At 63.7% G+C, this 650-nt stretch carries 1 protein-coding gene; it reads right to left on the bottom strand.

All coding sequences use genetic code 11. From position 1 onward, the window contains the following. Positions 1 to 650, bottom strand: a 650-nt coding sequence (locus ACODSZ_RS23115; RefSeq protein WP_488928648.1) for a branched-chain amino acid ABC transporter permease, incomplete at both ends; no start/stop codon positions are given.

Genomic DNA, 650 nt, shown 5'->3' on the forward strand with positions numbered 1-650 from the left:
GCGGTGGAGTAGTTGGCGGCCCACATCACGCCCGCGATGGCGGCCAGGGCGGCGCCGATGGCGAAGGTGACGATGATGACGCGGTTGGCGTCCACGCCCATCAAACCGGCGATGCGCGGGTTCTCGGCGGTGGCGCGCATGGCGCGGCCCATCTTGGTCTTTTCAACGATGAGTACCAGACCGATCATGGCGGCCAGGGCCAGGATCAGCAGCATGATCTGCGTGGGCGAAATCAGGGCACCGGCGATGTTGACCGGGGTCGAGGGCATGATCTGCGGGAACGGCAGCGGGCTGCGGCCCCAGATCATCATGGCGAAGGTCTGCAGCAGGATCGATACGCCGATGGCGGTGATCAGCGGTGCCAGGCGCGGCGCATTGCGCAGCGGACGGTAAGCGATGCGTTCGATCAAGAGGCTCACGATCACGCACACCGGAATGGCACCGACGATGGCGATGATCAGCTTGACGATGCCCGGCAGGTCAGGGGCCACCTGCTGCACCAATTTGAGGATCGACAGGCCGACCATGGCACCCACCATCAGGATGTCGCCGTGGGCAAAGTTGATCAGGTTCAGCACCCCGTACACCATGGTGTAGCCCAGGGCGATCAGTGCGTACATGCTGCCTAGCACCAATCCGTTGATGATCTG

Source organism: Herbaspirillum sp. FG34 (genome assembly GCF_057809315.1).